This is a genomic window from Pseudomonas sp. NPDC088444 (assembly GCF_044900175.1).
Lineage (GTDB): Bacteria > Pseudomonadota > Gammaproteobacteria > Pseudomonadales > Pseudomonadaceae > Aquipseudomonas.
Genome location: NZ_JBJDNK010000002.1, coordinates 172,200 through 196,326 on the forward strand (window position 1 = coordinate 172,200; position 24,127 = coordinate 196,326).

Below are 24,127 nucleotides of genomic sequence, written 5' to 3' on the forward strand. Positions count from 1 at the left end.
GCCCGGACATGAATGCACCGCGCATCTCCTCGCCCCGCGAACCCGGTTTGTTCGCCCGCACCCCAGCCCTTGAGCGTTATCGGTTGGGCGCTGGCGGGCTGACCCTGCTGGCGCTGGAAGCTGGCGACCGCTTGCAGGTGATCGACCTGGAAGGCTGGCAACCCTGCGAGCTGCTGGTGGTTGACACCCAGGGCCGCAGCGCGCTGGCCGACTGGTCATTGAGCCCGGCGAGTCAAGCGGCTTTCATCCCTCGGCAGCTGGCTGCGGGCGGTGTGCAGGCTCGGCGTATCGCACAGGCGCTGGAAAAACGCGGGCTGGACGGGCGAGCTCTGCCCACTCCCGCATCGCTGTGGGAGGCACAGACGCCCGCCGGTTTCAGCCGTCAGTTCGTGGCCGAAGGCCGTCTGCTGATCATCGCCGCAGCCCCTGATGAAGCCACAGCAGTCGACCGGCAATACTGCCACAGCGAACTGCGGCTGGTGGTCGAGCGCGCTCATCCGTCGGCAGTATTGACCCCAGCGTTACCTGAACCTCTGGGCGAACTGCTCGATGAATTCACCATTCGCGCAGGCACCGCTCACAGCTACACCGTCGCCAAGGGGCAGTACATTCAGGTGCTCGACGTGGCCGGTCGGCAGTGCTCGGACTTCGTCGCCTTTGACCGTCGCGCACTGGACCGGGGCATTGAGCTGGACCTTGACCAGACCGTCACCCGCACCCTGAATGGCAGTGCTTATCCGGCACCGGGGCTGTTCGGCAAATTCTTCGACCGGCGCATGCAGCCGATGCTGGAAGTGGTGCAGGACACCGTCGGGCGTCACGACGCCTTTGCCCTCGCCTGCGCCGCCCGCTACTACGAGAGCCACGGCTATTTCGGGCACGACAACTGCAGCGACAACCTCAGTCGCGCGCTGGCCGCCCACGGGGTGCAGGCAAGGGAAGGCTGGCCAGCGATCAACTTTTTCTTCAACACCGCCATTGATGCTCATCAGCAGATGACCCTTGATGAACCGTGGTCGCGCCCCGGTGATTACGTGCTGTTGAAAGCCATGACCGATCTGGTCTGCGGCAGTTCGTCCTGCCCTGACGACATCGACCCGGCCAATGGCTGGGAGCCGACCGATATCCATATCCGCGTCTACAGCGAAAAGGAGCGCTTTGCCCTCGCCATGAGCACTCGCAGCACGGCCGACGCCGACCCCGTTCTCACCCGTCAGTCGGGTTTCCATTCACGCACCCGCCAACTGACCGGCAGCTTCGTCGATTACCGCAACTGGTGGCTACCCCTGCGTTACGACGGCTTTGGCGCCATCGACGAATACTACGGTTGCCGCGAGCGAGTCGCGGTCATGGACCTCACCGCCCTGCGCAAATTCGAGATCATCGGCCCGGACGCCGAAGCCCTGTTGCAACACTGCCTGACCCGCGACGTGCGCCGCCTTGCCATCGGCCAGGTGGTGTATTCAGCGATGTGCCACGAACACGGCGGCATGCTCGATGACGGCACCCTGTTGCGTCTGGGGCCGGACAATTTCCGCTGGATCTGCGGCGAAGACTACGCGGGCATCTGGTTGCGCGAGCAGGCGCAAAAGCTCGGCATGAAGGTCTGGGTCAAATCGGCCAGCGAACAGATCCATAACCTCTCGGTGCAGGGTCCGTTGAGCCGCGAATTGCTCAAGCAAATGGTCTGGACTCCACCCACGCAACCGGCGCTGGAAAACCTCGGCTGGTTCCGTTTTCTGGTGGGGCGAATGGACGACTACGACGGTTGCCCGCTGATGATTTCCCGCACCGGCTACACCGGCGAACTGGGTTACGAGGTGTGGTGCCACCCGGACCACGCCGAACAGGTCTGGGATCGCATCTGGGCGTTGGGCCAACCGTTGGGCATCGTGCCGCTGGGGCTGGAAGCGCTGGACATGCTGCGCATCGAGGCCGGACTGATTTTCGCAGGGTATGAATTCAGCGATCAGACCGATCCGTTCGAGGCCGGTATCGGTTTCAGCGTGCCACTGAAGACCAAGACCGATGACTTCATTGGTCGTGAAGCCCTGCTGCGGCGCAGCGCCACGCCGAGCCACAAACTGGTCGGACTGGACCTGAGCGGTAACGAAGGCGCGCACCACGGCGACCCGGTGTTCCGTGGCCGCGCGCAAGTCGGCGTGATCACCAGCGCCTGTCGCTCGCCTTTGCTCAATCGCAACATTGCCTTGTGTCGCCTTGACGTGTCCTGTGCCGAGCCGGGCACTGCACTTGAAATCGGCAAAATCGACGGCCTGCAGAAGCGCATCAGCGCCGAGGTCACGGCACCGATCTTCTACGACCCGGACAAGAGCCGAGTGCGCAGTTGATCCGTATCACCCCTGGCTGCGCCCCCTTCCACTGCCCTCCGACCACATTTCAGACATGGGATTACCAAGATGGAAGCGACTACGTTCGAGGCTCTACCGCAGGCCGACCACAGCGTCGGCAGCCTGCAACGCAAGATAGACTGGCGCGGCGCCTTCTGGGTAGCCAGCGGCGTACCGGCCCTGGTGCTGTTTTCCATCGGCGCGATTGCCGCCACAGTGGGCAAACCGGCGTGGATCGTCTGGATCGTGTCGATCCTGTTCGGTTTCATCCAGGCCTTCACCTACGCCGAAATCGCCGGGCTGTTTCCGCACAAATCCGGCGGCGCCTCGGTGTACGGCGCCATCGCCTGGGTGCGGTACAGCAAGCTGATCGCGCCGATTTCGGTGTGGTGCAACTGGTTGGCCTGGTCGCCGGTGCTGTCCATCGGCTCGGGGCTGGCGGCGGGGTACATCCTCACCGCGCTGTTCCCCGCCGATGCCCTGATCAACACCTGGCAACTGACGCTGGTGGATTTAGGCTGGGTCAAAAGCGGGCTGTCCCTGCGCATCAACGCCACCTTTGTCATCGGCCTGGTGATTCTGCTGACCGTGTTCGCCATCCAGCACGGCGGCATCCTGCGTTCGGCCCGCCTGACCCTGGTGCTTGGCGCCACCTCGCTAATACCGCTGGTGCTGGTCGGTGTGGTGCCACTGCTGACCGGTGACGCCACCCAGGCCAACTTCCTGCCGTTGTTTCCGCTGGCCCACGACGCAGCCGGGCAAGTGATCGACGGCACCTGGGACATTTCCGGCTGGTCGCTGATGGCGGGCGGGCTGTTCATGGCGGCGTGGTCCACCTACGGTTTCGAGACCGCGGTGTGCTACACCCGCGAGTTCAAGGACCCCAAGCGTGACACCTTCAAGGCGATTTTCTACGCCGGTTTACTGTGCATTCTGGTCTTCACCTTCGTACCACTGGCGTTTCAGGGCAGCCTGGGGCTGGGGCAACTGGTGACCCCTGCGATACTCGACGCCAGCGGCGCAGTGGTCACACCGGCCGTTTACAGTGGGCTGCTGTCACCTGAAATCTACAGCGGCATGGGCGTGGGTAAGGCCATGGCCGACAGTATTGGTGGCGGCAAAGTGATCGCCAACATCGTGCTGATCATGCTGGTGCTCGCCACCCTGCTGGCAATCATGACCTCGATGTCCGGTTCGTCGCGCACGCTGTACCAGGCCTCGGTGGATGGCTGGTTGCCCAAGTACCTGGGCCGCACCAACGAGCGCGGCGCCCCGACCGCGGCCATGTGGACCGACCTGTCGTTCAACCTGCTGCTGTTGCTGATGTCCGACTACGTATTCGTGCTGGCGGCGTCCAACGTCAGCTACATCATCTTCAACTTCCTCAACCTCAATGCGGGCTGGATTCACCGTCTGGATCGCCCTGAATGGGCGCGCCCGTACAAGGCCCCGACGCTGCTGCTGGCCGCCGGTGGCGTATTGAGCTTCGTCAACCTGGCCTGCATGGGCCTGGGTGCGGACATCTGGGGCGCGGGCACGCTGGTCACCGGCCTGCTGTTGGCGATGCTGATCCTGCCGGTGTTCTGCTTCCGCCATTACGTGCAGGACAAGGGCCGCTTCCCCGCCGCGATGCTCAGCGACCTGCACCTGCAAGCCGACGGGGGCAGCAAACGCGCGGGTGTCTTGCCCTACGTCACGCTGATTGCGGGCGCCGTGGTGGTCTACGCCTGTCATCACCTGGTCGCTTGACCACCCCCTGCCTGTGACTGATCATCGGGGCCCATTCGGGCCTCGGTGTTCCATCGACGTTCCTTCCCTACCGACAATGGTGACGCATCCCATGAGCATGACCCCTGCACTCGCCCGCGATATCGACGGCAAGGCCATCGCGGCTCAGGTTCTCGACGAAGTCAAAGACGATGTTCTCGCCCTGGCCCGGCAACAGGTGTACCCCGCGCTGGCCGTGGTGCTGGTCGGCGAGGATCCGGCCAGCCAAGTGTATGTGCGCAACAAGCTGCTCAAGGCCGGGCAAGTGGGCATTCGCTCCCTCGAACACCGTCTGCCTGCCAGCGCCACCCAGCACGAAGTGCTGACATTGCTGGATCAACTCAATGCCGACCCTGAGGTCAACGGCATTCTGGTGCAACTGCCACTGCCCGCACACATCGACGAAAAGGCGGTGATTCACGCCATCGACCCCATCAAGGACGTGGACGGTTTTCATCGCGAGAACGTCGGCGGACTGGTCCAAGGCGCCGAAGTACTGACGCCTTGCACGCCCAGCGGCTGCATGCGCCTGCTGCATGAAACCTGCGGCGACCTGAGCGGCCTGCATGCGGTGGTGATTGGCCGCTCCAACATCGTTGGCAAGCCGATGGCAACCTTGCTGCTGCAAGCCAACTGCTCGATCAGTGTGGTGCATTCACGCAGCGTCGATGCGGCAGCGTTGTGCCGATTGGCGGACATCGTGGTGGTCGCGGTCGGTCGACCGCAGATGATCGACGCCAGTTGGCTCAAGCCTGGCGCGGTGGTGATCGATGTGGGAATCAACCGGATCGCCACGGCAAAAGGTGACCGGCTGGTGGGTGACGTCGACTACGCCAGCGCCCGTACTGTGGCCCGCGCCATCACCCCGGTGCCGGGCGGCGTCGGGCCGATGACGATTGCCTATCTGTTGAAAAACACCGTGATCGCCACCCAATTGCAGAGGGCTGGACACCCGCAGTTGGCCACTACCCTGTGATGATCGTGCCCACGCTCCGCGTGGGCATGCATCCTGTGACGCTCTGCGTCACCTGGGGCAGACGCAGAGCGTCCAAACCTGCGTTCCAACGCGGAGCGTGGGAACGATCAATCAATGCGCGTTAAATCAACGCGTGATCAATGGTTGTACGCACTCTCATTGTGCTCGGCCAAATCCAGGCCCATTTCTTCGACGTGCTCATCAGCACGCAGCCCCACAATGGCCTTGACCACCTTGAGAATCACCCAACTCACCACGAAGCAATACACGGTGGTGAACACCACGCCCTTGATCTGCGCGATCACTTGCCCGCCCAAGGTCACGCCTTCCACCAGCCCGCCCAGCGACGGCACGCAAAATACGCCCGTCAGCACCGCACCGATCATGCCGCCGATACCGTGCAGGCCGAATACATCGAGGCTGTCGTCGTAACCAAAGCGTTTCTTCAGCACCGTCACGCTCAGGTAGCAGAACACGCCGCACAACAAGCCAATCGCCAACGCGCCACCGACGCCCACATACGCACACGCCGGGGTAATGCCCACCAGACCGGCCAACGCACCGCTGGCCAGACCCAATGCACTCGGTTTGCCGACCTTGAACCACTCGGTGAACATCCAGCCAAGGATTCCGGCACAGGCGCCGAGTTGGGTGTTGAGCATGACGATGCCCGACAGGCCGTTCAAACCGCCGCCCGAGCCGATATTGAAACCGAACCAGCCCACCCACAGCATCGCTGCGCCAGTCATGGTCAGGCTCAGGTTGTGGGCAGGCATCGGCGCGTTTTCATAGCCTTTGCGCTTGCCCAGCAACAGGCACGCCGCCAGCGCCGCCACACCCGCGTTGATGTGCACCGCCGTCCCGCCCGCGAAATCCAGCACGCCCCAGTTGTGCATCAGCGCACCCGCCCCGCCCCAGACCATGTGCGCGACTGGCGCGTAGACCAGGGTGAACCAGACGGCCATGAACAGCAGCGCCGCCGAGAACTTCATGCGCTCGGCGAAGGCACCGGCAATCAGCGCCGGGGTGATGATGGCGAAGGTCATCTGGAAGGTCACGAACACGCCCTCGGGGATGTCACCCACCAGACTTTCCGGGGTCAATCCTGCGAGAAACGCGCGACTGAGACCGCCGACGAAGCTGTTGAAACTGACTTTACCCTCGACCATGTTGGTGGTATCCACCACCATGCTGTAGCCGTAGATCACCCACAGCACGCCGACCAAACCGGCGATACCAAAGCACTGGGTGAACAACGACAGCATGTTTTTCGCCCGCACCAGGCCGCCGTAAAACAGCGCAAGGCCCGGCAGGCACATGAACAGCACCAGCACCGCGGCGGTGACCATCCACGCGGTGCTGCCGGTGTTCAGGGTGGGGGCGTCGGCCGCTTGGGCCAGGGGAATACAGGCGCTGAGCGCCAATAGCGTAAGAAGGGATTTGCCGGGTAGACGGTTAACCATTTTCGAAGCTCCTGCAATGAATGGAAAAGTGTCTGGCAGAAAGCGATGTGAAGAAGCACCGGGCCTTGCTGGCCTCTTTGAATGGGTGATGACGCAGCATTGAATGCAAGGCTGGCCAGAACTGTGGGAGCGAATCCATTCGCGATGGCGGCATATCAGACGAAAAATCTCCATCGACCATACCGGCCTCTCGCGAATGAATTCGCTCCCACAGGATTGCGCCAGGTCATACGAATCGGGGCTGCCAAAAAATCAGCCCCTTTTCAAAGCCTTAATACTGCTGCCCCGGAATCCACGATGTCCCTGCCAATGGCACCCGGGCCATGGCCGCCGACTCCACGGTCAAGGCCACCAGATCCTCGGGGTCGAGGTTGTGCAGGTGAGACTTGCCGCACGCGCGGGCCATGGTCTGCGCTTCCAGCACCAGCACACGCAAATAATTGGCCAACCGGCGTCCGCCTTCGACCGGGTCCAGACGTTTCGACAATTCCGGGTCTTGGGTGGTGATCCCCGCCGGGTCGCGACCGTTCTGCCAGTCGTCGTAGAAACCGGCTGCCGAACCGATTTTCTTCAGCTCGTCATCCAGACGCGGATGGTTGTCGCCCAGAGCAATCAACGCCGCCGTACCGATGGCCACCGCATCCGCGCCCAACGCCATGGCCTTGGCCACGTCGGCGCCGTTGCGAATGCCGCCAGAAACGATCAACTGCACTTTGCGGTGCATGCCCATCTCTTGCAGCGCCTGAACCGCCTGAGGAATGGCAGGCAGAATCGGGATGCCAACGTGCTCGATGAACACTTCCTGCGTCGCCGCCGTGCCGCCTTGCATGCCGTCGAGCACGATCACGTCCGCCCCGGCCTTCACCGCCAGCTTGACGTCGTAATACGGGCGGCTGGCGCCGATCTTCACGTAGATCGGCTTTTCCCAATCGGTGATTTCACGGATCTCGGCAATCTTGATCGCCAGATCGTCCGGGCCAGTCCAGTCCGGGTGACGGCACGCCGAACGCTGGTCGACGCCGATCGGCAAGGTACGCATACCGGCCACACGCTCGGTGACTTTCATGCCCAGCAGCATGCCGCCGCCGCCCGGTTTGGCGCCCTGCCCCAGCACGATCTCGATGGCGTCCGCCTTGCGCAAATCATCCGGGTTCATGCCGTAACGGGACGGCAGGTATTGATAAACCAGGTGCTGCGACTGGCCGCGTTCTTCCGGGGTCATCCCGCCGTCACCGGTGGTGGTGCTGGTGCCCGCAATGGTCGCGCCACGGCCCAACGCCTCTTTGGCATTGGCCGACAACGCACCGAAGCTCATACCGGCGATGGTCACCGGGATTTTCAGGTGAATCGGCTTCTTGGCGAAGCGGTTACCGAGGATCACGTCAGTGCCGCACTTCTCGCGATAGCCTTCCAGCGGATAGCGCGACACGCTAGCACCGAGCAGCAACAGGTCGTCGAAATGCGGCAGCTTGCGCTTGGTGCCGCCGCCGCGAATGTCGTAGATGCCGGTTTCGGCAGCGCGCTGGATTTCCTGGATGGCCAGACGATCGAAGGTCGCCGACTCGCGCAGGACCGGAGCTGTTTTGGGGGTGTTGGATTCGCTCATGTTCGTGCTCCTGAATCAGTACGCGGAGGCGTTATCGACTTTGAAGTTGTACAACTGACGGGCCGAGCCGTAGCGCTTGAAGTCCGACGCCTTTTCGTTGAAACCGGCGCGGTTCAGCAACGCTTGCAGCTCTTCGAGGTGCTCCGGACGCATCTCTTTCTCGATGCAGTCCGAACCCAGCGACTCGACCTTGCCCTTGACGAAAATCTTCGTCTCGTACAGCGAATCACCCAGCGCATCGCCTGCGTCGCCGCACACCACCAGGCGCCCGGCCTGGCCCATGAAGCAGCTCATGTGGCCGATGCTGCCGCCGACAACGATGTCGATGCCTTTCATGGAAATCCCGCAGCGGGCACCGGCGTCGCCTTCGATCACCAGCAAACCGCCGTGGGCCGTGGCGCCCGCCGCCTGGGAGGCGCTGCCTTTGACGCGGACGTAGCCAGACATCATGTTCTCGGCGCAGCCCACGCCGACGTTGCCGTGCACCGTGACTGAGGCCTTCTGGTTCATGCCCGCGCAGTAGTAACCGGCGTGCCCCTGAATATCCACGGACACCGCTTCGTTGACGCCGACGGCCAAGTTGTGGGCGCCGTTGGGATGGGTCACTACCCACTCCCGTTCTTCAAGATTCTTGACCTGGTCGTGCAGCGCCTGATTGAGATCACGCACGCTGGCGATGGAAAGATCGATGGTTTTCATGTGCGTGCTCCTTAAGCCGACTCGCGTTCCCAGATGTACATCGTGGCGGGAACGGGTTCCCAGACTTTGGCGTTCTCGATGCCCGGCAGGCTCGACAGCGCCTGATATTCCGAGGCCATGGCGACGTAGTCGGCGGTCTCGGCGAGGATCGCCGGTTTGCAGGCAATCGGGTCGCGAATCACCGCAAAGCCGTTGCGGGTGCCGATGGCGAAGGTGAAGAAGCCATCGAGTGCTTCCAGCGAACTGTCCAGTGCGGTCTTCAGCGAATCGCCCTGTTGCAGGCGCCAAGCCAGATAACCGGCGGCCACTTCGGTGTCGTTCTCGGTGTCGAAATTGATCCCTTCGCGTCGCAGTTCCTGACGCAGACGGAAGTGGTTGGACAGCGAGCCGTTGTGCACCAGGCACAGGTCAGCGCCGGTAGAGAACGGGTGGCTGCCTTCCATGGTCACGGCGCTTTCAGTGGCCATACGGGTGTGGCCGATGATGTGACTACCTTTCATGGAGCCCAAGCCAAAGCGCTCGGAAATTTCTTTCGGCAAGCCCATGCCCTTGAGGATTTCAATGCTCTTGCCTGCGCTCATGATGCGCACCGTCGGGGCCAATTCACCCAACGCGGCGCGTACGGCAGCTTCTTCAGCCTTGATTTTCAGCACGATGGCGCTGGCGTTCTGGAACCAGTCCAGGGAAGCACCCAGCTTGCCTTCCAACGCGGCGATCAGCGCTTTGAAGTCATAGCCGTCGGTGGTGGCTTGCAGGGTCAGCTTGACCCAGCCGTCAGCCACTTCATCGCCGTAAATGGCGAAGCCTGCGCTGTCCGGGCCACGGTCGGTCATGGCTTCGAGCATCGGTTCAAAGAGTTGGCCGAGCCGGGATTCCAGCGCCGGGTTCTTGAGGTATAAACCCACGATTCCACACATATTCATAACTCCAGGGCAGACGACGCCCAACCCATTGGCTGGGCGTCAGAAAGGGTTGTTTAAAGCGCTCGAATCAGAAAAATTCGGTGTAACGCTGGATTTCCCAGTCGCTCACATGGCGGCTGTATTCCACCCACTCCATGCGCTTGAGCTTGATGAATTCGCCAACGATTTCGTTGCCCAGCACTTCGGCAAACAGCGGGTCGGCTTCCAGCGCGTCGCAGGCTTCCTTCAGCGACTGCGGCAGGGTCTTGATGCCGCGAGCGGCGATCTCTTCAAGGCTCAGCTTGTAGAGGTTCTCGTTGCAGACTTGATCGATTTCCAGCTTGCGGTCGATGCCGTCCAGGCCGGCAGCGATGATCGCGGCGCTGACCAGATACGGGTTGCAACCGGCGTCCGGCAGGCGGAATTCCAGACGGCCATACGGCACACGAACCATGGCCGAACGGTTGTTGGCACCGAAGGCAATGAACGCTGGCGCCCAGGTCGCTCCGGACAGGGAGTTACCCACCACCAGGCGCTTGTAGGAATTGACGGTAGGCGCAGCGAAAGCGCATAGCGCCGGGCCGTGAGCGAGGAGACCGGCTGCAAAGTGATAGGCCATTTTCGACAGACCCATACCGCTCGGGTCACTGGCGTCGTGGAACAGGTTCTTGTGGGTCGCGCTGCCGATCGACAAGTGGAAGTGCATGCCGTTACCCGCGCGTTTCGGGTCCGGTTTGGGCATGAACGAGCAGATCATGCCCATGTCGTTGGCGATCTCACCGGCCGCCATGCGGAAGAAGGTGAAGCGGTCTGCCGACTCCATGGCGTCGCTGTAGGTGTAATTGATTTCGAACTGGCCGTTGGCGTCTTCGTGATCGATCTGGTAGATGTCGAAACCTACCGGTTGCAGGGCTTCGGTCAAACGCTCAAGAAATTCGCGGGAACGGGACAGGCCCTTGTAGTCGTAGCAAGGCTTGTCCAGCGCATCGCTGGCGTCGACCAGTTGCAGGCTGCCTGCGGCGTCACGCTTGAACAGGCTGAACTCAGGCTCAAGACCGGTGTTCAACGTCCAGCCACGGTCGCTCAGACGCTCGACCTGTTTTTGCAACACGTAGCGGCTGTCATACGGCCAGGGTTTGCCTTCAACGTGACCGATGCACACGACACGACCGTAGCCCTTCTGCCACGGCACCGGGGTCAGCGACGACAGGTCGCCCTTGGCCATGAAGTCCGGGCCATGGGGCTCCATGCCCATGCCGCAGATGGCGAAACCAGCGAAGCCCGCGCCATCTTCGGCAACGGCCTCCAGGCCCGAGACCGGCACCGATTTGGTCTTGGACGAACCGTGAATATCGACGAATTGAGCCAACACGTACTTGATCCCGTGTTCCTCGATCAGCCGCTGTGTTTCGGGTGGCAACATGAGCATTCACTCCTGGCGATAAGCAAAACGTTGAGGTCAACGACCATTGTCCCGTGACCTGAAAGGTGTTTATTCCATTCAGGAAACTTACTTTCTCAACAGGAATGCAAACGTCTTGCCAACTCGGTATACCAAAAAGTGTGTGCGGTTTGGGGCGGAATTTCTGCTGTATATATGGGAAACTCGTTTTCACTGTGGGAATAATCCGGCGCCAGACAAAACAGCCCGGAGCCGAATCGCACATTCCTGGTGCGAATTTAAAATTATCGAACGGAAACCGTGCAAAACCGATGAGTACGCCTGACGAACAACCGAAGTTGAAGCTGGAGCAATACCTGGGCATTCAGATCAAGCGCCAGCGTCAGGCGCAGGAGCTGAAACTGGCCGATGTGGCGCGCATCGCCGGGATCAGTCAGGGCATGCTGAGCAAGATCGAGAACGCCCAGGTCTCCACCAGCCTTGATAACCTCAGCCGTCTTTGCGACGTGCTGGGCATGCCCATGTCCAAGCTGTTCAGCCAATACGATCAACAAGGGAGCAGCGCGCTGCTGGTCAAACGCGATGACGGGCTGGAAGTGGTGCGGCGCGGCACCGAGAAAGGCCACACCTATCATCTGCTCAACCATACCCGCGGGCCGAAGAAGAACTTCGAGGCCTACATGGTGACCATGGACGACGCCAGCGAAGAATTCCCGACCTTCTCCCACCCCGGCACCGAGTTTTTGCACTTGCTGGAAGGTGAACTGGTGTATCGCCACGGCAACCAGCTCTACCACATGCAAGCAGGTGACAGCCTGACCTTCGACGGCGACATTCCCCACGGGCCGGAGCAACTGGTGCAGGTGCCGATTCGTCTGCTGTCGATCATGAACTATGGGTCGTCGGGGGAGTGATCAGGTTCAGTAGCGCGTTGCTTTCCGGACCAGCCATGGACCATCTCGACAACCTGACGCAAAATGCCTTCCTTGCCTTGGATTGGACTCAACCATGTACCTGACGAAACTCGAAATCGCCGGCATCCGCTCTCATGAGAGGTTTGTCTTTCAGGTTCCTGAAGACAAACCGTGGGGCTGGCACGTCATTCTGGGTGACAACGGTGCAGGCAAGTCCAGTTTCGTGAAATCTCTAGCGGTGGCCCTTGCTGGCCCTGCCGAGGCCCGGGCATTACGGCAGGACTGGAGCACCTGGCTGCGAACAGGCTGCAACCAGGCCAACGTCACCGCACACCTGACCTGGAACCCTGTAGTCGATTCGATCACTGGCCAAGGTCGTGCTCCAGTGAAAAAGCTGGTCTGCGAAATCGTGATCGAATCCAACAACGAAGCCCTGAGCACCGGTGCAATCCTGGTGGAAGGCAACAGTTCGAAAGGGCTTGAGCGTGCACTTTGGGGTCGCAGCAGAGGCTGGTTCTCAGCGTCATTCGGGCCGTTTAGACGGTTTACTGGTGGTAACCGCGACTATGAGAGGATGTTCTACACCAACCCGCGCCTGGCCCCCCACCTCACTGCATTTGGCGAAGACATTGCGCTAACGGAATGCCTTGAATGGTTGAAGTCACTCCATATCAAACAGCTGGAAAGCAAGGATGACTCCCAATTTCTGGACTGTGTTATCTCGTTCATCAACAACGGTGAGCTTTTACCTCACGGCTCGCGCATCAGTCGAATTAGCTCTGAGGAAATCATTTTTGTCGATGGCAATGGTCATGAGGTCAGTGTCGATTTCCTGAGTGATGGGTACAGATCGATCCTCAGCCTGACATTTGAGCTTATACGCCAGCTCACCATCAGTTACGGGCAGGCGATCGTTGAGCCAGAAATTCGTACAGGCGTCATTTCACTGCCTGGCGTAGTGGTTATCGATGAGGTTGACGCACACCTGCACCCTTCCTGGCAGAAGCGGATCGCTCCGTGGTTCCTCAAAGTATTTCCCCGCCTCCAATTTATCGTCACCACCCACAGCCCCATCATCTGCCAAGCCGCAGAACATGGCACCGTCTGGCGCCTGCCAACACCGGGCACTGACGAGGCAGGTGGCCAGGTTCAGGGTGACACGCTCAATCGGCTCATCTTCGGCAACATCCTCGAAGCCTACGACACGTCGTTCTTCGGTGCCGAGGTCACGCGCTCGGAAACGTCCAAGGCACAGCTTCTTGAGCTTGCTCAACTCAATCGCAAGGAAGTGTTGGGAAAAATCGACGAAGCAGGACGCAAGCGAATCGAAACACTGCGTGCCTGCATGCCAACCACGGCGTCTGTAGCCGCCCGGTCAGGGTTGGAAGTGGAATGATCCGGTTGGCTGAGTTTCCAGCGCCCAAGTCCATGCTGGACGGGTTAGCGATGTATCAACAGACCGTGGACGCAAATGCCACATACGCTGAAAGAGTGGTCAGCGCAAAATCAGAGTTCAAGGCACGCAACACTAAAACCAATCCCATATTCAAACAGGTGCGCGCCGAACTCACCAGGATGTGCTCTAACACTCGGCGGTGTTGTTACTGTGAAGACTCGATGGCCGATGAGGTCGAGCACATCGCGCCCAAGGATCTCTACCCTGAACGCGTATTCGACTGGGGCAATTACGTGTATGCCTGCGGTCCCTGTAACAGCCCCAAGGGCAATAAGTTCGCTGTCATCAATGCCAGTGATGAGCTGATACACGTGGGCAGGACCAAAGACGCCAACGTCGTCGAGCCCACAGCGGGAGAGCATGCGTTGATCAATCCACGGATAGAGAATCCTCAAGACTTTCTATGGCTAGACATCATCGACACGTTCAACTTCGTGGCAATAGACGAGCCGGGAACTCGTTCCGAAAAAAGAGCAACCTACACTTGCCAACTTCTTGCGTTAAACAACCGGGATGTATTGATCGAAGCCAGGCGTCTGGCTTTCGGCTCTTACCGGGCCCGCTTGTTCGAGTACATACATCGGCGCGACGCAGGAACACCCGATGTGCAACTGGAAGCATTGGTCATCAGCCTTAAATCCATGGCCAACCCTGCCGTCTGGGCAGAAATGAAGCGATCACACGCCGCTCATCCCGACATCGCGATGTTGTTCGCAAAAGCCCCTGAAGCGTTGGATTGGTGACGGCAAACTACGACTTTGGTACTGGTTTTCGTCTCTATGGTCGCATTCACAAAGTGCCGTTTCTGACATGTAATGCCGCTGAGCCGTGACTTGGCCCTCGACACGATGAGGGCCACACAATAAGAAAGGTGAAAAACCATGTACAAGATCCTGATTGCCGATGATCACCCGTTGTTTCGCGAGGCCATCCACAACGTCATTTGCGACGGTTTTCCAGGCAGTGACGTCATGGAGACCGAGGACCTGGACAGCGCGCTGGCGCTGACTCGCGACCACGACGATCTCGATTTGATTCTGCTGGACCTGAACATGCCGGGCATGCATGGCCTCAACGGGCTGATCACCTTGCGCAACGAGGCGCCGACCATTCCGGTGGTGATCGTCTCTGCCGAGCAGGACAAACAGGTGGTGCTGCAGGCCATCACCTATGGCGCAGTGGGCTTCATCACCAAGTCATCGCCGCGCAAGCAGATGACCGAGGCCATCGAGCAGATCCTCAACGGCAACGTGTACTTGCCGTCGGACATCATCCGCAGCCAGAAAGCCCCTTCCCGACGCAACAACGCAGACACCCCGCCATTGCCGCCCGAGCTGCTGCAAGCCCTGACCCGCAAACAATTGCTGGTGCTGGAACGCATGACCAAGGGCGATTCCAACAAGCAGATCGCGTTCAGCCTGGCCATCGCCGAAACCACGGTCAAAGCCCATGTCTCGGCGATTCTGCGCAAGCTCAATGTGCACAACCGAGTGCAGGCGATTCTCAGCGCCGGACACATCGATTTCGCAGCCTATTTGCGGCGCTAGCCAGCACGCGTGCATTGTCAGCATCCCTGGCAGGAATCACGCCTGCTGCCAATACGCTGGCCGGTTGTAGACCTCCTTCAAAAAGGCAATGAAAAACCGCACTTTTGCGGGCAGGTAATGCTGCTGGGGATAGACCCCCTGAATGTCGTAACTGGGCAGCGCAAACTCATCGAGGACCGTCACCAGCGCCCCGCTCCGCACCTCGTTCTGAATCTCCCAGGTCGAACGCCAGCATAATCCCAGCCCCCGTTTGGCCCAGTCATACAACAGCTCGCCGTCGTTGCAGTAGAGATTGCCCGCGACCTTGATCGCGACCTGTTTGCCATCCCGCTGAAAGGTCCAGCCACGGTGTTGGCCACCTTGCAGGTTGAACGACAGGCAATTGTGCTCGGCCAGTTGCTCCAGGGTTTGCGGAAAGCCATGTTTGGCGAAGTACGCCGGTGAACCACAGACCACGCGTTTGTTGGCAAACAGCTTGATCGCCACGTAATTGGGGTCGAGCACCTCACCAATGCGGATGCTCATGTCGTACCCCTCGCGCACCAGGTCGACCACGTTGTCGGTGAGGTTGAACGACAACTGCAAATCCGGAAATCGCGCCTGAAACTCCGGCGCATGGGGCGCCACGTGCTGGCGGCCAAACCCGGCGGGCGCGGATACCACCAAATGCCCGCGCACGCTGCTTTCGTTCTCGCTGATGCTGGCGTCCAGCTCTTCGAAGGACTGCAACACGGTCTTGGCGTTTTCCAGGTACGACTCACCGGCATCGGTCAATGTCAGGCCACGGGTCGAGCGGTGGATCAGCTTAACGCCCAGTCGCTCCTCCAGCGCGCTCAAGCGCCTGCCCATGATCACCGGGGTGACGCCCTCCACCAGCGCCGCCGCAGCGAAACTGCCGTGGGTGGCCACCAGTACATAACTGCGCACCTCTGTGTAACGGTCCATTCGATACTCCTGATACCGACAGAACTGCCAAAAGCAGCCATTCACAAAATCAACGATTCAAATCAGGCTGAGCACGTACAAAAACTACCGAGTTCAGGAGACTAACAAATGACCATCATGAGAGCCATCGAAGCCGCCGTTCTGGTGATGCGTCGCGAAGGGGTCGATACCGCATTCGGTATCCCCGGCGCTGCCATCAACCCGCTGTACGCAGCGTTCAAGAAACTCGGCGGTATCGATCACGTGCTGGCCCGTCACGTCGAAGGTGCGTCACACATGGCCGAGGGTTATACCCGCGCCATCGCGGGCAACATTGGCGTGTGCATCGGCACCTCCGGCCCAGCCGGAACCGACATGATCACCGGCCTGTATTCTGCGTCTGCCGACTCCATCCCGATCCTCTGCATCACAGGGCAAGCGCCACGTGCCCGCATGCACAAGGAAGATTTCCAGGCCGTGGACATCGCTGCCATCGCCTCGCCGGTCGCCAAATGGGCCACCACCGTCATGGAGCCGGGCCAAGTGCCCTACGTGTTCCAGAAAGCCTTTCAACTGATGCGCAGCGGCCGTCCGGGCCCGGTGCTGATCGACCTGCCGTTCGACGTGCAGATGGCCGAGATTGAATTCGACATCGACGCTTACGAACCGCTGCCGGTGATCAAACCGCAAGCCAGCCGTACGCAGATCGAAAAAGCCCTGACGATGCTCAACGCCTCCGAGCGTCCGCTGATTGTCGCCGGTGGCGGCATCATCAATGCCGATGCCTCGGATGCGCTGGTGGAGTTCGCCGAACTGACCGGTATTCCGGTCATCCCGACCCTCATGGGCTGGGGCACCATTCCTGACGATCACCCGCAAATGGCCGGGATGGTCGGTTTGCAGACGTCTCATCGTTACGGCAACGCGACGATGCTCGAATCGGACCTGGTACTGGGCATCGGCAACCGCTGGGCCAACCGCCACACTGGCACCGTTTCGGTGTACAGCGAGGGCCGCAAGTTCATTCATGTTGACATCGAACCGACCCAGATCGGTCGTGTGTTGACGCCGGACCTGGGCATCGTGTCCGACGCAGGCGCGGCGCTGGCGATGTTCCTCGAAGTCGCTCGCGAATGGCACACCGCTGGCAAACTGAAAAATCGCGCTGCGTGGCTCGCCAGTTGCCAGGAACGCAAGCGCACGATGCAGCGCAAGACCCACTTCGACAACGTGCCGGTCAAGCCGCAGCGCGTCTACGAAGAAATGAACCAGTACTTCGGCAAGGACACCTGCTACGTCAGCACCATCGGCCTTTCGCAGATTGCCGGTGCGCAATTTCTGCACGTCTACAAGCCGCGTCACTGGATCAACTGCGGTCAGGCGGGCCCGTTGGGTTGGACGATTCCGGCAGCGCTGGGCGTGGCCAAGGCCGATCCGAGCCGCAAGGTCGTGGCGCTGTCGGGCGACTATGACTTCCAGTTCATGATCGAAGAACTGGCGGTAGGTGCGCAGTTCAAGCTGCCGTATATCCACGTGGTGGTGAACAACTCGTATCTGGGCCTGATCCGTCAGGCGCAGCGCAACTTCGACATCGATTACTGCGTGCAGTTGTCCTTCGATAACGTCAACGCCCCGGAACTTGAAGGCTATGGCGTGGACCATGTCGCGGTGGCCGAGGGGCTGGGCTGCAAGGCGATTCGCGTCAGCGACCCGGCGCACATTCAGGCGGCATTCGCCGAGGCGTCAAGCCTGATGCAGCAGTACAGCGTGCCGGTTGTGGTCGAAGTGATCCTTGAGCGCGTCACCAACATTGCCATGGGCACTGAGATCAACGCGATCAACGAATTCGAATCGCTGGCCGAGACCCGCGCCGACGCCCCGACGGCTGTCTGCCTGCTCGACTAAATAACGGCACTGATTCGCCACCGAATAAAAAGCAAGAAAGGAGCAAGCCATGCCACGTCTGTGCGCCAACCTGTCCATGCTGTTCACCGAACTGGACTTTCTGCAACGCTTCGAAGCCGCTGCCAATGCGGGCTTCCGCGGGGTCGAGTACCTGTTTCCGTACGACTTCAGCTCGGCCCAGATCAAGGCCGAACTGGACGCCAACGGCCTGACCCAAGTGCTGTTCAACCTGCCTGCGGGTGATTGGGTCAAGGGTGAACGCGGGATCGCCTGCCACCCGGACCGGGTCGAAGAATTCTACGCCGGGGTCGACCTGGCCATCGCCTACGCCAAGGTCCTGGGCAACACCCAGGTCAACTGCCTGGCCGGGATCAAACCGCAGGGTTTCGATGATGCGCTGATTGAAAAGACCTTCGTCGACAACCTCAAGTACGCCGCTGACAAGTTGCAGGCTCAGGGCATCGATCTGGTCATGGAAATGATCAACACGATCGACATTCCGGGCTTCTACCTGAACACCACGGCCCAGGCTCTGGCCATCCGCGAGAAAGTCGGCAGCCGCAACCTGTCGTTGCAGTACGACATCTACCACATGCAGATCATGGAGGGCGATCTGGCCCGGACCCTGGAGAAAAACCTGCCGGTGATTCGTCACGTGCAACTGGCGGACAACCCGGGCCGTCATGAGCCGGGCACCGGGGAAATCAACTACGGCTTTCTGTTCGGGCATCTGGACCGGTTGGGCTATCGCGGCTGGATCGGTTGCGAATACAAGCCGCTGACCACCACCGAAGCCGGTTTGGGCTGGCTCAAGACCCACAACCTGATCTGATCACACCCTCTGTAGGAGTGAGCTTGCTCGCGATAGCGGTGGAACATTCAAGCATGGGGTACCTGACACATCGCTATCGCGAGCAAGCTCACTCCTACAGGGGCAAACCGACATCAAGAAAGGACATACATCATGGCTAACATCGGCTTTATCGGCACCGGCATCATGGGCCTGCCCATGGCAGAAAACCTGCAAAAAGCAGGTCATCAACTGTTCCTGTCCAGCCACTTCGTCGCCCCGCCCGCCTCGTTGGTCGACGGCGGCGCCACCGTGCTGAACAACCCGCGCGAAGTGGCTCAGGAAGCGGAATTCATCATTGTCATGCTGCCTGATACCCCGCAGGTCAACGACGTATTGTTCGGCGACAACGGCCTGAGCGAAGGCACAGGGCCGGGCAAAGTGGTGATCGATATGAGTTCGATCTCGCCGTCTGCCACCAAGAGTTTCGCCGAGCGCATCAACGCCACCGGCGCGCAATACCTCGACGCCCCGGTCTCGGGCGGTGAAGTCGGCGCCAAAGCAGCGACACTGAGCATTATGGTCGGGGGTGATCAAGGTACGTTCGACCGTGCCCTGCCCCTGTTCCAGACCATGGGCAAGAACATCACCCTGGTCGGCAGCAACGGCGACGGCCAGACCGCCAAGGTGGCGAACCAGATCATCGTCGCGCTGAACATTCAGGCGGTGGCCGAAGCCCTGCTGTTCGCCTCGAAAAACGGCGCCGATCCCGCGAAAGTCCGTGAGGCCCTGATGGGCGGCTTCGCGTCGTCGAAGATTCTTGAAGTGCATGGTGAGCGCATGATCAAAGGCACCTTCAATCCGGGCTTCCGCATTGCCCTGCACCAGAAAGACCTGAATCTTGCGCTAGAAGGCGCGAAAGAGCTGAGCCTGAACCTGCCCAACACCGCCAACGCCCAACAGGTCTTCAGCACCTGCGCCGCGCTGGGCGGCAGTGGCTGGGACCATTCGGGCCTGATCAAAGGGCTGGAGCACATGTCCAACTTCTCGATTCGGGGTGATCACAAGCCGGATTGATGGCGCATTGAAAAAAGAGAGGTGTGGGAGATTCTATCTCGTCTGACCAAGCGCTTTCGCCAGCAAGCCGGCTCCCACAGTTTCGGCGTCGATACGAGATTCGAGTTCGGCGCGATCATTGTGGGAGCCGCCTTGGTGGCGAAAGCGTAAGATCAGCGGCCGACCTCCCACAAAAAAGCCAGGCACTCACAAGAGACGCCTGGCTTTTTTGTGGGTGACGCCGATGAATCAGAACACGTTGATCGGATAGTCCGCGATCAGGCGCAGTTCGTTGTTATCCCCTTCCGCCTGGTCAGCGTTGGCACGGTGAAAGGATTGGCGCATGCGCAACGACAAGTCTTTCGCCGGACCGGACTGCACGACGTACTTGGCCTCGATATCGGTCTCGTGGTGCTTGCCATCGTCACCATAGCCATAGTTGACATACGTGCTATTCGCCGGCATATGCGATCCATCGATATTATCGCCGGTGATATAGCGGGCCATGAAACTCAGCCCCGGCACGCCATAACTCGCCATGTTCAAGTCATAACGGGCCTGCCAGGATTTCTCGCCCGGGCCGTTGAAGTCCGAATATTGAACGGAGTTGGCGAGGAAAATCGAATCCGCGGTATCACCCGGGCCGTTAATCCCGAAGGCTACATAGTCGAATGGCGTGTCGCCATGAACTTTCTGGTACGCCAGCGTCAGGGTGTGTGCTGTCAGGAAAGAATAAGCAGCGGCCATCGACCACGTGGTGTTGCTGATATCACCGGCCTTGGCAGAGCCCGCATCATTGGTACGGTAGATATTGAAATCCAGGTTGACTGACTGCGTGTCGGTAATCCCTTGGGTGTAGTTGACGTTGGCGTAGTACTGATCCCAAACGTCCTTGAGATTGGAGCCATACAGGCTCGCGGTCAGGTTATCGTTGAAGGTGTACTTGCCGCCGACATAGTCGATGCTCGATGCCGTCACCCCGGCATAAGAGGCGTAGATGTCGTGATCGTGGTTAGTCGTGACCGGCCCGTTGCCGCCAGTAAAGTGGCCGCCATCCAGCTCAAGACCCGCAATGTCACTGCTCAGCAGGTTGAAACCGGTGGCCGTTTGCGGGAACAGACGCGATCCGCCGGCGGCGAATACCGGCGCAGTCGGCATCAGGTCGCCATACCGCAACTCGGTCTTGGAAATGCGCATTTTGATTGCACCGCCTGCGGTGCCGTATTCATCTTCCGGGTTGCCGTGGCTGTCGATCGGCAGGTTACCCGTACCGGTGGTGCCGCCACCGCCGTCAAGCTTGATGCCCCAGTAGCCATAGGCATCTACGCCAAAGCCTACAGTGCCTTGAGTGAAGCCGGAGCTGAAATTACCCAGAACGCCCTGTGTCCAGTCCTTGCGATCGTTGCCGCCGTCCCGAACATCACGGTTGAAATAATAGTTCTTCAGATGCACCGTCAGGCTGCTGTCTTCGACAAAGCCCTTGGCGTCGGACTGATCACTGACAACGCCTGCCGATGCCAGTTGACTCACGCCCAGCGAAACCGCGAGCGTCACGAGGTTCCATTTTACAAACGTCATTATTATCCCCTGTCTCAATTAAGGCCCAACGTTCCGCAAACCCCGAGAGTCGAGGCATCCCCCTGAGATCAGGCGAAGTTTGAAACGGTGGAAATCGCGCTACGGCAGATGGGCTAAAAACATCAACACCGTGATGATTATTCACGGCAAAACGACAGGCTTTCAGCCCATTTCTTTATTGTTTCGACGAAGCGTCGGACACTTCATATTTACCGGCGTGTGCTCCGCCGGCGCAAAAACTTTTAGCATTTTTCCGCCGAACGGATCATAAACGAGAGGTGATAGTCACTATCGATTTTCGTAATAGTTGAAATCTTTCCATCGGTGTTACCGTTGTCGTCGATGAAGCACACGACTCAATAGCCTGATGAATCCGCAGCATCAGGTCATCGAATCCTGCTCCACTTCATCATTCCTTTGGTAAGACTTTTTCAGCCACCTCACGCCCGTGCGGTGGCTTTTTTTATTAAATAATTATTCATCCTGTATTAACGGTCTCGTTCAATAAGTGAATGCCGCTATTGAATAACCCGGTTTGAAATTGGGTTATTTGGCAGAATCAGGCAAGTTTCTGTTTATTCATTTTTCGCTCGTGCGCCTCAGCTTCTCTTCCCCTTCTCACCCCGATAGCCCCCTCCATCGCTCGGCTTTTTTCACAAGCCGCCCTGAAAAATACCTCGCGCCCAACCGAATAACTCGCCGCGCTGAAGTGTTCATCACCAGACACGTTCAGGGATTCGCCGCTGTGAGCGCTGGACTTCGGCGCTGACGGGAATAAATCCGGGCCTTCTCCTGTTTATTGACAGGTGAACCGCTACTTTTTCTGCTGCGTCGCAATGGAGCATGACCGCAATGAAAAACCGCTACCTGGCTGCTGGCTTTCGAAACACTTGGCTTCTGGGCGCCTGCGTGGCGCTGGTCATCGCGGCGGGACAGGCCCGCGCGTCCGGCGACGAGTCTACGCCGCCCAAACCCAATTGCCCGAAAGGCCAGGTCTGGGACAGTAAAACCCGCAAATGCGCCCTGCAAACCAGTCAGGCGACCTCCGATGAGGACCGCACAGATTACGCCTATCGGCTGGCTAAAGACGGTCGTTACGAAGAAGCGCTGTCGTTGCTCGACACCCTGAAAAATCCAGACACCGCCAAGGCGCTGAACTATCGTGGATATGCAACGCGCAAATTGGGTCGCACGGACGAGGGCATTGGTTATTACCTGAAATCCGTGGCGTTGGACCCCAACTATGCGCAGGTGCGCGAATACCTGGGCGAAGCCTATGTGATCAAGGGTCGAATCGATCTCGCGCAGGAACAACTGGTCAAGATCAAAGCGCTGTGCAGCACCACGTGTGAAGAGTACGAGGACCTGGCGGACGCGATCGCAGCGGCTCCCCAGACCTGAGCGCAACAGCGGTTGAAAAGCGGAACATCGGGAGGCGGTTATAGCCAGCAACGCTGAATTTCGTAGCGAACTGGGCCAATTGTTGCCACGTCTGTGGCGCTACGGGCTGGTCTTGTCCCGACAAAAGCACTTGGCAGACGATCTGGTCCAGGCCACCTGCGTTCGAGCGCTGGAGCGTGCCGAGCAATTCATCGCTGGCACGCGGCTGGACCGCTGGCTGCTGGCGATCATGCATTCGATCTGGCTCAACGAAATCCGCGCCCAGCGTGTGCGTCAGGGCCAGGGCTTCGTCGATGCCGAGCAGGAGCTGTCGTTTGACGGAGAGAGCCAGGCGCAGGACCAGGTGCTGGCCGCGCAGGTGATCAAGCGGGTGAACGCACTCCCGGAAGCGCAGCGAGAGACGGTCTTTCTGACGTATGTCGAGGGGCTGTCGTACAAGGAAACCGCCGAAATCCTGCACATCCCGGTTGGCACGGTGATGAGCAGGCTGGCGGCTGCACGTTTGAAACTGGCCGAAACCGCACCAACCCACGCCATGTCGGATAAATCGACAGGAGAACGGCGATGACTTACAGCAGTGCCCATTCGCCACCGTCTGATGAATTGCTGGTGGCTTATCTGGACGATGAACTGGATCGCGAGCAGCGCCAGCACATCGACCATCTCCTGCGCACTGAGGCTCCGGTGGCCGCGCGACTGGAGCAACTCAAAGGCGGCGATCTGCCGTTTCTGGCCGCGTTCGACTCGCTGCTTCAGGACGCTCCAACGTTGCGGCTGCAAGCGATGTTTGACGCGCTGCCGCCGGCAGCACCCCGGCACCGAGCGACCATGAGCCGCCGCGGCTTTCTCGCCACTGCGGCCAGTTTCGTGATCGCTGGCATAGCCGCCGATCGCCTGTTCCTGCACTGGCAAACCACCGAAAGCGATGAGGGTTGGCGCGGCTCGGTGGCCGAATACATGGTGCTGTACACCCCCGAAACGCTGGACAACCTGACCCACGACGTCGCCTCCCACGCCTTGCAGCTTGGCTCCGTGGGCAAACAGCTGGGCCTGGCGCTGTCGCCAGAGACGGTGAACCTGCCGGGCGCCGAATTCCGTCGCGCCCAGATCCTCGACTATGAAGGCGCGCTGATTGGCCAACTGACCTATCTGGACGCTCGGCATGGCCCGCTGGCGCTGTGCATCACCGCCGCGCGGTCCGGGGCGGAAAAACTCGCCACGGAAGAACGCCTTGGGCTAAACGTGGTGTATTGGTCCAACCCGACCCACGCGTTCATGCTGATCGGCAAGAACCCGTTCGAGGACCTGGAAATCATGGCCCGCAGCGCCCAGCGAAGTTTGTCTGCATGACCGAACGTAATGGACATTAACTGGAGTCTGGGCACACTTT

The 24,127-nt window shown here is 59.9% G+C and carries 20 protein-coding genes; 13 read left to right on the forward strand and 7 right to left on the reverse strand.

Annotation, left to right across the window (positions count from 1 at the left end; translation table 11 throughout):
* The first annotated feature begins 8 nt into the window (after positions 1-8).
* The 3 genes from ACI2KB_RS05210 to folD all read left to right on the forward strand — a co-directional run bounded on the left by ACI2KB_RS05210 (position 9) and on the right by folD (position 5,094).
* Positions 9-2,351: a DUF1989 domain-containing protein gene (locus ACI2KB_RS05210; protein WP_404632096.1), complete on the forward strand. Its 2,343-nt coding sequence runs from the start codon at positions 9-11 to the stop codon at positions 2,349-2,351.
* A gap of 69 nt (positions 2,352-2,420) precedes the next feature.
* Positions 2,421-4,100 (forward strand): APC family permease, encoded by a 1,680-nt coding sequence (locus ACI2KB_RS05215; protein WP_404632098.1) that lies wholly within the window; start codon positions 2,421-2,423, stop codon positions 4,098-4,100.
* Between the two features lie 91 nt (positions 4,101-4,191).
* Positions 4,192-5,094 (forward strand): bifunctional methylenetetrahydrofolate dehydrogenase/methenyltetrahydrofolate cyclohydrolase FolD, encoded by a 903-nt coding sequence (folD, locus tag ACI2KB_RS05220; protein WP_404632100.1) that lies wholly within the window; start codon positions 4,192-4,194, stop codon positions 5,092-5,094.
* 137 nt (positions 5,095-5,231) lie between these two features.
* On the opposite strand, the gene ACI2KB_RS05225 is transcribed toward folD, so the two are convergent.
* From ACI2KB_RS05225 to glnT, 5 genes are all read right to left on the reverse strand, one after another.
* Complete coding sequence (locus tag ACI2KB_RS05225; protein ID WP_404632102.1) at positions 5,232-6,557, reverse strand: ammonium transporter; 1,326 nt, start codon at positions 6,555-6,557, stop codon at positions 5,232-5,234.
* Positions 6,558-6,828: 271 nt separating this feature from the next.
* Positions 6,829-8,163 carry an FMN-binding glutamate synthase family protein gene (locus tag ACI2KB_RS05230; RefSeq protein ID WP_404632104.1) on the reverse strand — a complete coding sequence of 445 codons (1,335 nt, stop codon included), beginning with the start codon at positions 8,161-8,163 and terminating at the stop codon, positions 6,829-6,831.
* Positions 8,164-8,178: 15 nt separating this feature from the next.
* Positions 8,179-8,862, reverse strand: coding sequence for a protein glxC (locus ACI2KB_RS05235; RefSeq protein WP_404632106.1), 684 nt, complete (start codon positions 8,860-8,862; stop codon positions 8,179-8,181).
* 11 nt (positions 8,863-8,873) lie between these two features.
* The gene (locus tag ACI2KB_RS05240; RefSeq protein ID WP_404632108.1) at positions 8,874-9,779 is read right to left on the reverse strand and encodes a glutamine amidotransferase family protein; all 906 of its coding nucleotides are present in this window, start codon (positions 9,777-9,779) and stop codon (positions 8,874-8,876) included.
* A gap of 73 nt (positions 9,780-9,852) precedes the next feature.
* Entirely contained in the window at positions 9,853-11,187 is a 1,335-nt protein-coding gene (glnT, locus tag ACI2KB_RS05245) for a type III glutamate--ammonia ligase (protein WP_404632110.1), read from the reverse strand.
* 290 nt (positions 11,188-11,477) lie between these two features.
* Between glnT and ACI2KB_RS05250 the strand changes: the two genes are divergently transcribed.
* From ACI2KB_RS05250 to ACI2KB_RS05265, 4 genes are all read left to right on the forward strand, one after another.
* Complete coding sequence (locus tag ACI2KB_RS05250) at positions 11,478-12,080, forward strand: helix-turn-helix domain-containing protein (RefSeq protein WP_404632112.1); 603 nt, start codon at positions 11,478-11,480, stop codon at positions 12,078-12,080.
* A gap of 94 nt (positions 12,081-12,174) precedes the next feature.
* Complete coding sequence (locus ACI2KB_RS05255) at positions 12,175-13,476, forward strand: AAA family ATPase (RefSeq protein ID WP_404632114.1); 1,302 nt, start codon at positions 12,175-12,177, stop codon at positions 13,474-13,476.
* Positions 13,473-14,279: a hypothetical protein gene (locus tag ACI2KB_RS05260; protein WP_404632116.1), complete on the forward strand. Its 807-nt coding sequence runs from the start codon at positions 13,473-13,475 to the stop codon at positions 14,277-14,279. Before ACI2KB_RS05255 ends, ACI2KB_RS05260 begins: the two co-directional genes overlap by 4 nt.
* 138 nt (positions 14,280-14,417) lie before the next feature.
* Positions 14,418-15,083 (forward strand): response regulator, encoded by a 666-nt coding sequence (locus tag ACI2KB_RS05265; RefSeq protein ID WP_404632118.1) that lies wholly within the window; start codon positions 14,418-14,420, stop codon positions 15,081-15,083.
* Between the two features lie 36 nt (positions 15,084-15,119).
* On the opposite strand, the gene ACI2KB_RS05270 is transcribed toward ACI2KB_RS05265, so the two are convergent.
* Positions 15,120-16,028 (reverse strand): LysR family transcriptional regulator, encoded by a 909-nt coding sequence (locus ACI2KB_RS05270; RefSeq protein ID WP_404632120.1) that lies wholly within the window; start codon positions 16,026-16,028, stop codon positions 15,120-15,122.
* A 108-nt stretch (positions 16,029-16,136) separates the two neighbouring features.
* Between ACI2KB_RS05270 and gcl the strand changes: the two genes are divergently transcribed.
* From gcl to ACI2KB_RS05285, 3 genes are all read left to right on the forward strand, one after another.
* Positions 16,137-17,912 carry a glyoxylate carboligase gene (gene gcl, locus ACI2KB_RS05275; RefSeq protein WP_404632122.1) on the forward strand — a complete coding sequence of 592 codons (1,776 nt, stop codon included), beginning with the start codon at positions 16,137-16,139 and terminating at the stop codon, positions 17,910-17,912.
* A gap of 49 nt (positions 17,913-17,961) precedes the next feature.
* Positions 17,962-18,744, forward strand: coding sequence for a hydroxypyruvate isomerase (hyi, locus tag ACI2KB_RS05280; protein WP_404632124.1), 783 nt, complete (start codon positions 17,962-17,964; stop codon positions 18,742-18,744).
* Positions 18,745-18,876: 132 nt separating this feature from the next.
* Positions 18,877-19,779 (forward strand): 2-hydroxy-3-oxopropionate reductase, encoded by a 903-nt coding sequence (locus ACI2KB_RS05285; protein ID WP_404632126.1) that lies wholly within the window; start codon positions 18,877-18,879, stop codon positions 19,777-19,779.
* 228 nt (positions 19,780-20,007) lie between these two features.
* On the opposite strand, the gene ACI2KB_RS05290 is transcribed toward ACI2KB_RS05285, so the two are convergent.
* Entirely contained in the window at positions 20,008-21,336 is a 1,329-nt protein-coding gene (locus tag ACI2KB_RS05290; RefSeq protein WP_404632128.1) for an OprD family porin, read from the reverse strand.
* Positions 21,337-22,188: 852 nt separating this feature from the next.
* On the opposite strand from ACI2KB_RS05290, the gene ACI2KB_RS05295 reads away from it, so the two are divergent.
* The 3 genes from ACI2KB_RS05295 to ACI2KB_RS05305 all read left to right on the forward strand — a co-directional run bounded on the left by ACI2KB_RS05295 (position 22,189) and on the right by ACI2KB_RS05305 (position 24,087).
* Positions 22,189-22,737 carry a tetratricopeptide repeat protein gene (locus ACI2KB_RS05295; protein WP_404632130.1) on the forward strand — a complete coding sequence of 183 codons (549 nt, stop codon included), beginning with the start codon at positions 22,189-22,191 and terminating at the stop codon, positions 22,735-22,737.
* A gap of 70 nt (positions 22,738-22,807) precedes the next feature.
* Positions 22,808-23,305, forward strand: coding sequence for an RNA polymerase sigma factor (locus tag ACI2KB_RS05300; protein ID WP_404632770.1), 498 nt, complete (start codon positions 22,808-22,810; stop codon positions 23,303-23,305).
* A complete protein-coding gene (locus tag ACI2KB_RS05305; RefSeq protein ID WP_404632132.1) occupies positions 23,302-24,087 on the forward strand; it encodes an anti-sigma factor family protein in 786 nt (261 codons plus the stop codon). The genes ACI2KB_RS05300 and ACI2KB_RS05305 overlap by 4 nt, the downstream gene beginning before the upstream one ends.
* The last annotated feature ends 40 nt before the right edge of the window (positions 24,088-24,127 follow it).

What these genes read in the sequence shown, in the direction of transcription:
- ACI2KB_RS05210 (WP_404632096.1), top strand. Translation starts at nt 9, where the DNA reads ATGAATGCACCGCGCATCTCCTCGCCCCGCGAACCCGGTTTGTTCGCC.
- ACI2KB_RS05215 (WP_404632098.1), top strand. Translation starts at nt 2,421, where the DNA reads ATGGAAGCGACTACGTTCGAGGCTCTACCGCAGGCCGACCACAGCGTC.
- folD (WP_404632100.1), top strand. Translation starts at nt 4,192, where the DNA reads ATGAGCATGACCCCTGCACTCGCCCGCGATATCGACGGCAAGGCCATC.
- ACI2KB_RS05225 (WP_404632102.1), bottom strand. Translation starts at nt 6,557, where the DNA reads ATGGTTAACCGTCTACCCGGCAAATCCCTTCTTACGCTATTGGCGCTC.
- ACI2KB_RS05230 (WP_404632104.1), bottom strand. Translation starts at nt 8,163, where the DNA reads ATGAGCGAATCCAACACCCCCAAAACAGCTCCGGTCCTGCGCGAGTCG.
- ACI2KB_RS05235 (WP_404632106.1), bottom strand. Translation starts at nt 8,862, where the DNA reads ATGAAAACCATCGATCTTTCCATCGCCAGCGTGCGTGATCTCAATCAG.
- ACI2KB_RS05240 (WP_404632108.1), bottom strand. Translation starts at nt 9,779, where the DNA reads ATGTGTGGAATCGTGGGTTTATACCTCAAGAACCCGGCGCTGGAATCC.
- glnT (WP_404632110.1), bottom strand. Translation starts at nt 11,187, where the DNA reads ATGTTGCCACCCGAAACACAGCGGCTGATCGAGGAACACGGGATCAAG.
- ACI2KB_RS05250 (WP_404632112.1), top strand. Translation starts at nt 11,478, where the DNA reads ATGAGTACGCCTGACGAACAACCGAAGTTGAAGCTGGAGCAATACCTG.
- ACI2KB_RS05255 (WP_404632114.1), top strand. Translation starts at nt 12,175, where the DNA reads ATGTACCTGACGAAACTCGAAATCGCCGGCATCCGCTCTCATGAGAGG.
- ACI2KB_RS05260 (WP_404632116.1), top strand. Translation starts at nt 13,473, where the DNA reads ATGATCCGGTTGGCTGAGTTTCCAGCGCCCAAGTCCATGCTGGACGGG.
- ACI2KB_RS05265 (WP_404632118.1), top strand. Translation starts at nt 14,418, where the DNA reads ATGTACAAGATCCTGATTGCCGATGATCACCCGTTGTTTCGCGAGGCC.
- ACI2KB_RS05270 (WP_404632120.1), bottom strand. Translation starts at nt 16,028, where the DNA reads ATGGACCGTTACACAGAGGTGCGCAGTTATGTACTGGTGGCCACCCAC.
- gcl (WP_404632122.1), top strand. Translation starts at nt 16,137, where the DNA reads ATGACCATCATGAGAGCCATCGAAGCCGCCGTTCTGGTGATGCGTCGC.
- hyi (WP_404632124.1), top strand. Translation starts at nt 17,962, where the DNA reads ATGCCACGTCTGTGCGCCAACCTGTCCATGCTGTTCACCGAACTGGAC.
- ACI2KB_RS05285 (WP_404632126.1), top strand. Translation starts at nt 18,877, where the DNA reads ATGGCTAACATCGGCTTTATCGGCACCGGCATCATGGGCCTGCCCATG.
- ACI2KB_RS05290 (WP_404632128.1), bottom strand. Translation starts at nt 21,336, where the DNA reads ATGACGTTTGTAAAATGGAACCTCGTGACGCTCGCGGTTTCGCTGGGC.
- ACI2KB_RS05295 (WP_404632130.1), top strand. Translation starts at nt 22,189, where the DNA reads ATGAAAAACCGCTACCTGGCTGCTGGCTTTCGAAACACTTGGCTTCTG.
- ACI2KB_RS05305 (WP_404632132.1), top strand. Translation starts at nt 23,302, where the DNA reads ATGACTTACAGCAGTGCCCATTCGCCACCGTCTGATGAATTGCTGGTG.